We start from the raw sequence: 5118 nt of genomic DNA, 5'->3' as shown, positions 1-5118 counted from the left end.
TGCTGCCTCGTATATAAGAACAGGCTTTTATTGCTACAAGAGAATAATGAGAGAAACATCTCCAAAATAAAAAATTTCTTTTAAAATAGGCACTCTAATGACCTATAAATACCATATTTATGAAAGACTTGAGATTATAATATATTTTTTTTGCAATTCTCAAAAAATATATCTTTCTATAAAAATTAAAAAATAAAAAGAGTGATTGCACTTTTGTTCTTTATCTCCCACCTTTAATAAAAAATACTCACATAAAAGCTTTTTAAAAATATCGCTTAAAGGCGAATAACTTATATCATAAATATTATAACCCTTCCTTAAACTAAAGTAGATGTCATATCTTATGAAGCTATTTTTTACGAGACTCTTTCATAGTGTTAAGCAGCGCTTTTCCAAATACGCATATCAGTAAAGACATTCTCTATCAATCTCCTCTCAAAAACTCCTCTTCTAATGGCCTCATTGTTCACTGCTATTTGAAAGCTGTGCTCTAAATCCACCTAAAAAGCTTTTTTACTTGTATAATTCTGAAATTTGAAAACATATAAAAATGCACAAAGATATCGCAATATTAAGCTTTGATAAAGTATATGATCGGTTTGTTTTGTCTATATTAAAAAAATAGTGATGCATTATAAATTTTATTAAGACAAACACGGAAGCATTGAGAAATTTTTTGTCGTTGTAAACTTTACTGTCTTCTTTTAAAATCGCGAAATTCTATGATTTCTATTTTTATATTAAAATCAATTTAAGTTTAATAATTCTCTCTTTTATTTTAAATAAGAACTCTGCTAAAATAAAAAAGTACATTTAAAATGTGAATTTTATGAAGGAGGGTGAATCAATGATGACATCTATTATTAAGAAAATAATAAATCTCATCTTTAAGAATACAATACATGCACAATATCCATACAAAAAAGTTATCATAAATATTGTGTGTGCTCTTCTCTTTTCTGCTATAATTTTGCCAGCAAATGCTCAACAATATCAACTTGGTGACATAGAAATTCTCAATCCTTGGACACGAGAAACGCCTAGAGGTATAAGGATTGGTAGCGGTTATCTCTACATTATTAATCATAGTAATACCCCAGACCGTTTGGTTTCTATTTCAACAAACGGCGTAAAAACAACAGAGATCCACTCTATGGCAGTTGTTAATGATATTATGAAAATGGAAAAAATGCACAATGGCATTGAAATTCCAGGAAATGGCGAAATTACGCTTAAGCCTGGTGGTGATCACATTATGTTTATGGGACTTTCACAACCATTCAAGCTAGGTGATAAAATTAGTGCAAAATTGACATTTGAAAAAGCAGGAACTATTAATGTTGATTTCTCTGTAAATGCTATGAAAGCGATATCACCTTCTAAATCCATTCCTGCTCATTAAACTCCTTTTATTATAAACATACATGTTATAAAAATAAGGAGCGTGAAATTTTTTCATGCTCCTTATGTTTTGTTTAATGCCATCAGTCAAAATTATTCCTTTTATGAATTAAGTATGGCCAATTTCAGGAATACGCAAAACTTGCCCAGGATAAATTTTATCGGGAGATTTTAGCATTGGCTTATTGGCTTCAAAAATAAATGTGTTTTTATCACCTTGCCCTTTTCCATAAACCTCTTCAGCAATTTTCCAAAGATTATCACCAGATTTAACCTCATAAAAGTGAGAAGTCTTTCTAGGCGTCGTATCTATAACCTTTAATTGATCTACACCTACAGAAGAGATACCTTGTGAATTACCAACAACAAGAAGTGCTTTTTCAAGTGTTGCTCTATCTGAAACCTCACCGCTTAAAATAGCTTTGCCATCTTTAACTTGAACATTTACTTTTTCTGTACCGAGTTGAAAATGATCAAATGCTGCCTTAAAATCTTTTTCTGTTGGTTCATGATCCCCAATACCTAACTTTTCCCCTACAGTTTTAATAAAATTAAAAAATCCCATTATGACCTTCTTTCGTGTAACAGAAACAAATTTTTGTGTATATATCGCCACATTCTTTTCTTTGCTCTTAAAACACATAGGCGGATTTTTTAAACTTCAACAATCAAAACTAAACCTGTTCAATTCTGGGACAAAGACACTAATAAACTATGCACTAAACTTTGATAAAAAAGCTTTTATGAAAATTTTCTCTCAAACGAAGGGATCTTAATAGACGTAGAAACATTATAAATTATGAAAGCAAAACAAGATTTTACAGTAATGACAAAAGGGTTTTTACTTTGCTACAATTTGTATCATATTTGTTTTGCAAAAAAAATGTGAACTCCCATATAAACAAGTGTGGGTAATTTGCTACCACAGCAATAGAAAGGTCTAAGAAACCATGAAAGATACACCAACAATCACGCAAACGATTGTACTTGTTGATGATGATCGCAATATTCTGACGTCTCTATCTTTTGCGCTTGAGACAGAAGGATATCGGGTTGAAAGCTATACAGATGGAGCATCTGCACTCAAAGGTCTCACACTTCACCCCCCACACTTGGCTATTTTTGATATTAAAATGCCCCGAATGGATGGAATGGAGCTCTTGCGCCGTTTGCGTCAAAAATCTGATCTCCCAGTTATTTTTCTGACCTCTAAAGATGATGAAATTGATGAATTATTTGGTCTCAAAATGGGCGCTGATGATTTTATTACGAAGCCTTTCTCTCAACGTCTTCTCATTGAACGTGTGAAAGCTATTTTACGCCGTTCCAATGCACGTAACCAACCGCCTTCTACAGGAACTGCTTCCACCTCTTCTCTTAAACGTGGAGATCTTGTGATGGATCAAGAACGTCACACCTGTACATGGAAAGATAAACCTGTTATTTTAACTGTTACAGAATTTTTGATTCTGCAAACCCTAGCACAAAGACCAGGAGTTGTAAAAAGTCGTGATGCTTTAATGGATGCTGCCTATAGTGATCAAGTTTACGTAGATGATCGCACCATTGATAGTCACATTAAACGTCTGCGTAAAAAGTTTAAACAAGTGGATGATGATTTTGCAATGATTGAAACACTTTATGGTGTAGGTTATCGTTTTCACGAGGTATAAAACTACTTTGTCGCAAAAATTTGAACGGCAATCAAATCGATGACAAACAATTCTCAACTGGAAACTCTACAAAAAACCGCTCCTAACGGCATATCCTCAACGTCATTTCTGATGTTTGCTCGTTTGCATCTTCGAACACAACGTCTCTTCAGACAATTGCTTTTTTCCAGTCTCACACGCCGCATTGTTATATTAAACATTGCCGCCCTTGCCGTTCTGGTTACAGGCATTTTATACCTTAACCAATTTCGCGATGGTTTAATTGAAGCAAAAATTAAAAGTCTATGTACCCAAGGAAAAATTATCGCTGGGGCTATTGCTGCTTCTGCAACCGTAGATACAAATTCTATCCTCATTGATCCCCAAAAGCTCTTAGAATTACAGGCTGGAGAAAGCATTACACCTGCCCCTCAATCAACCGACTCTTGGGATTTCCCCATTAACCCTGAACAGGTTGCCCCTCTTTTACGGCGTCTCATCACACCTAAAACGACAAGAGCACGTATCTATGATCGTGATGCTACTCTCCTTCTTGATTCACGCGTTCTTTATTCTAGTGGAGAAGTTTTTAGCTATGATTTACCTCCAATAAAAACAGAACAAAACATGTGGGATCACTTCACTTCATGGTATTCACGTATTTTTTATGGCAAAGGTATCATTCTGGATAGAGAACAAACAAAAACCAGCGGTATTGCTTATCCAGAAGTGTATCGAGCATTAAACGGATCTCTTGCTACCGCCAAAAGACGCAACAGACAAGGTCAATTAATTGTTTCTGTTGCCGTTCCTGTTCAACGCTATCGCGCAGTGGTTGGAGCCCTTCTTCTTTCAACCACTGGCTCCGATATTGATAATATTGTAAAGGGTGAAAGACTGGTTATCTTTAAAGTTTTTGCCGTTGTAGGCAGCGTACTTTTGGTCCTTTCTCTCTTTTTAGCCCATACGATTGCCCATCCATTAAGTAAATTATCTGCCTCGGCTAATCGAGTGCGTAATGGCAATAATCAGCGTGTAGAAATTCCTGATTTTTCAATGCGTGAAGATGAAATTGGTCACCTTTCAACCTCTATTCGTGATATGACCAATGCGCTTTATATGCGGATTGAAGCCATTGAACGCTTTGCTGCTGATGTAAGCCACGAATTAAAAAATCCTCTCACCTCCCTACGCAGTGCTGTTGAAACACTCCCTCTGGCTAAAAATGAAGAAGCACAAGAGAAATTGCTGGAAATTATTCAACATGATGTGCGTCGTCTTGATCGATTGATTACGGATATTTCTGATGCATCGCGGCTCGATGCAGAACTTGCACGAGAAACCGCAGAGATCGTTGATATGACACCGCTGCTGGAAAGTCTTGTTCATGCAGTTCAGGAAGTATACCGTAATACACAAACTATTGATGTAAGCCTTAATATTATTCCACGTCCTCATGGAAAAGCCTATCTTGTATTGGGACATGAACTCCGTTTAGGACAAGTGATTTCAAATCTTCTTGAAAATGCACGTTCCTTTATTCCCCGTGATCGTGGCAAAATTTGCATCACTATGAAAAGTCATGCTTCAACTCTTATTTTAACCATTGAAGACAATGGCCCAGGTATTCGTTCAGAAAATATTGAACGCATTTTTGAACGTTTTTATACAGATCGACCAAATGAAGATGCTTTTGGACAAAACTCTGGACTTGGTCTTTCTATTAGTCGGCAAATCATCGAAGCCCATAATGGGACAATTACAGCCGAAAATATTATTGATCCCGCACTTGGAAAGAATAAGACCGGTGCACGTTTTATTATTATACTTCCGCTTGCTAAATAAAGCTTTTATCCAAAGTAAAAGACATGAAAACAAAATGTGAAATACTCCACGCAAATTGCCTTAAACTGGGCGAAAAGGGGCTGTTAATTATAGGGCCATCGGGATCAGGAAAATCAACCCTTACCCTTTCTTTGCTTGACCGTGCTGAGTGGTCAAAACGTGAAGCGAAGCTTATCAGTGATGATTATACAATGTTGCGTGCGGAAAATGGAAAGCTTCA

Annotated in this window: 4 protein-coding genes and 1 pseudogene; 4 read left to right on the top strand and 1 reads right to left on the bottom strand. The window is 35.8% G+C overall.

Annotation, left to right across the window (positions count from 1 at the left end):
• Positions 1 to 847: 847 nt before the first annotated feature.
• Entirely contained in the window at positions 848 to 1402 is a 555-nt protein-coding gene (locus tag ACFIO3_RS08710) for a copper chaperone PCu(A)C (protein WP_375607943.1), read from the top strand.
• 108 nt (positions 1403 to 1510) lie between these two features.
• On the opposite strand, the gene lysM is transcribed toward ACFIO3_RS08710, so the two are convergent.
• A complete protein-coding gene (lysM, locus tag ACFIO3_RS08705; RefSeq protein ID WP_375607986.1) occupies positions 1511 to 1966 on the bottom strand; it encodes a peptidoglycan-binding protein LysM in 456 nt (151 codons plus the stop codon).
• A 385-nt stretch (positions 1967 to 2351) separates the two neighbouring features.
• On the opposite strand from lysM, the gene ACFIO3_RS08700 reads away from it, so the two are divergent.
• The 3 genes and pseudogenes from ACFIO3_RS08700 to ACFIO3_RS08690 all read left to right on the top strand — a co-directional run.
• Complete coding sequence (locus tag ACFIO3_RS08700; protein ID WP_375607942.1) at positions 2352 to 3074, top strand: response regulator transcription factor; 723 nt, start codon at positions 2352 to 2354, stop codon at positions 3072 to 3074.
• Between the two features lie 39 nt (positions 3075 to 3113).
• Complete coding sequence (locus tag ACFIO3_RS08695) at positions 3114 to 4898, top strand: stimulus-sensing domain-containing protein (protein ID WP_375607941.1); 1785 nt, start codon at positions 3114 to 3116, stop codon at positions 4896 to 4898.
• A gap of 23 nt (positions 4899 to 4921) precedes the next feature.
• A pseudogene (locus ACFIO3_RS08690) lies at positions 4922 to 5118 on the top strand (HPr kinase/phosphorylase); the annotation flags it as partial.

The sequence above is a fragment of the Bartonella sp. AD328YNZD genome (genome assembly GCF_042196425.1).
This window is presented reverse-complemented; position numbering and strand designations above follow the sequence as displayed.